Annotated in this window: 2 protein-coding genes and 1 pseudogene; all 3 read right to left on the bottom strand. The window is 55.5% G+C overall.

What is annotated here, in order from left to right; all coding sequences use genetic code 11:
• Nucleotides 1–74: pseudogene (atpC, locus tag G5358_RS20710) on the bottom strand (F0F1 ATP synthase subunit epsilon); the annotation flags it as partial.
• A gap of 18 nt (nt 75–92) precedes the next feature.
• The gene (gene atpD, locus G5358_RS20705; protein ID WP_026455856.1) at nt 93–1,481 is read right to left on the bottom strand and encodes a F0F1 ATP synthase subunit beta; all 1,389 of its coding nucleotides are present in this window, start codon (nt 1,479–1,481) and stop codon (nt 93–95) included.
• 33 nt (nt 1,482–1,514) lie between these two features.
• Nucleotides 1,515–2,381 carry a F0F1 ATP synthase subunit gamma gene (atpG, locus tag G5358_RS20700; RefSeq protein ID WP_041210471.1) on the bottom strand — a complete coding sequence of 289 codons (867 nt, stop codon included), beginning with the start codon at nt 2,379–2,381 and terminating at the stop codon, nt 1,515–1,517.
• Nucleotides 2,382–2,539: the final 158 nt, after the last annotated feature.

Here is a 2,539-nt window from a genome sequence, read left to right as displayed (position 1 = left end):
GATTGCACGCGACCGGAAAACAGTTTTCCTTCGGCGCTCACCACATCCAGGTGAAAGGAGATCATCTCTGCCATGGGCCCTCCTGTCGAGGCTTACAGTTTCTTGGATTTCTCGACGACTTCGTCGATACCGCCAACCATGTAGAACGCCTGCTCGGGCAGATCGTCATACTCGCCTTTCAGGATGCCCTGGAAACCACGGATGGTCTCTTTCAGCGGCACGTATTTACCCGGAGAACCGGTAAACACTTCTGCTACGAAGAACGGCTGGGACAGGAAACGCTCGATCTTACGGGCACGGGCTACGGTCAGTTTGTCTTCTTCTGACAGTTCATCCATACCCAGGATGGCGATGATGTCCTTCAGCTCTTTGTAGCGCTGCAGTACGGTCTGAACGCCACGAGCGGTCTCGTAGTGCTCTTTGCCAACTACCAGCGGATCCAGCTGACGAGAGGTAGAGTCCAGCGGGTCAACGGCCGGGTAGATACCCAGTGCCGCGATCTGACGGGACAGTACGACGGTCGCATCCAGGTGGGCGAAGGTGGTCGCCGGAGACGGGTCAGTCAAGTCATCCGCAGGAACGTAAACGGCCTGTACGGAGGTGATAGAACCGGTCTTGGTGGAGGTGATACGTTCTTGCAGAACACCCATCTCCTCGGCCAGAGTCGGCTGGTAACCTACTGCGGAAGGCATACGGCCCAGCAGTGCGGATACTTCAGTACCGGCCAGGGTGTAACGGTAGATGTTGTCCACGAAGAACAGCACGTCACGACCTTCGTCACGGAACTTCTCGGCCATGGTCAGGCCGGTCAGCGCTACGCGCAGACGGTTTCCGGGCGGCTCGTTCATCTGACCGTAAACCAGAGATACTTTGTCCAGTACGTTGGACTCCATCATCTCGTGGTAGAAGTCGTTACCCTCACGGGTACGCTCACCTACACCGGCGAACACGGAGTAACCGCTGTGCTCGATCGCGATGTTACGGATCAGCTCCATCATGTTTACGGTTTTGCCTACACCGGCACCACCGAACAGACCCACTTTACCACCCTTGGCGAACGGACATACCAGGTCGATAACCTTGATGCCGGTCTCCAGCAGCTCGGTGCTGTTGGACTGATCTTCGTAGCTGGGGGCTTCACGGTGGATTGACCAGCTCTCTTCTTCACCGATCGGGCCTTTCTCGTCGATAGGCTCGCCCAGTACGTTCATGATCCGACCCAGAGTCGCAGTACCGACCGGAACCTGGATGGATTTACCGCTATTCATTACTTCCAACCCACGACGCAGACCGTCGGAGGAACCCATGGTGATGCAACGAACGACGCCGCCACCGATCTGTTGCTGAACTTCCAGCACCAGACCCTGGCCTTGACCTTCGCTAACGACCTTCAGTGCATCGTACACCTGGGGCACGGCATTCTGCGGGAACTCGATGTCCACTACAGCGCCGATGATTTGGACGATGAAACCGTTACTCATGTCAAATCCTCTAAACCTTTGATAACCCTTGCCTTACACCGCAGCAGCACCGGATACGATCTCTGTCAGCTCCTGGGTAATACTGGCCTGACGGGCCTTGTTGTATACCAGTTGCAGATCGTTAATCAGGTTACCGGCGTTGTCAGTCGCGGCTTGCATGGCAACCATTCGGGCTGCCTGTTCACTGGCCAAGTTTTCCACTACACCCTGGTAAACCTGAGATTCGACATAACGAACCAGCAGGGTATCCAGCAGCTTCTTGGGATCCGGCTCATAGAGGTAATCCCAGTGGTGTTTCTTGGCGAGCTTGCTGTCTTCAGTTACGGGCAAAGGCAGCAGTTGATCGACCCGTGGTTGCTGCACCATGGTGTTGACGAACTTGTTGTACACCAGATACAGCTTGTCAATCTCACCGTTGTCGTAAGCCTTCAGCATGACCTTGACTGAACCAATCAGGTCATTGACGCTCGGGTTATCGCCCAGTCCTGCGACGTGAGCTTTCACCTTGGCGCCGTGCCGTTCAAAGAAGTTGGAGGCTTTATTGCCGATCAGAGCCAGGTCAACCTTGGCACCTTTCGCGCTCCATTGCTTCATATCATTGAGGGCAGCCTTGAACAGGTTGATGTTCAGACCACCACACAGGCCACGGTCGGTGGAGACGACGATGTAACCCACTCGCTTGACCTCACGTTCGATGAGGTAGGGGTGCTTGTATTCCAGGTTCCCCTGAGCGATATGGCCGATCACCTTGCGCATGGTTTCAGCGTACGGACGGCTGGCAGACATGCGATCCTGCGCACGGCGCATCTTGCTTGCTGCCACCATTTCCATAGCGCTGGTGATCTTCTGAGTGTTTTTCACACTCCCGATCTTGTTACGTATCTCTTTTGCGCCGGCCATCTCTTCTCTCCATCAGGTGGCAGCTTGCGCTGCCACACACGCTTACCAGGTCTGGGTTGCCTTGAAGTTGTCCAGCAACGCAGTCAGCTTGCCAACGATCGCGTCGTTGTAGTCAGCCTTGGCATTGATTTCAGCCATCAGCTCGGCATGCTGGGTAT

The organism is Aeromonas sp. 604176, assembly GCF_049170755.1.
GTDB lineage: Bacteria > Pseudomonadota > Gammaproteobacteria > Enterobacterales > Aeromonadaceae > Aeromonas > Aeromonas veronii_A.
The sequence above is the reverse complement of the archived record's forward strand: the minus strand, read 5'-3'. Positions and strand labels throughout refer to the sequence as shown.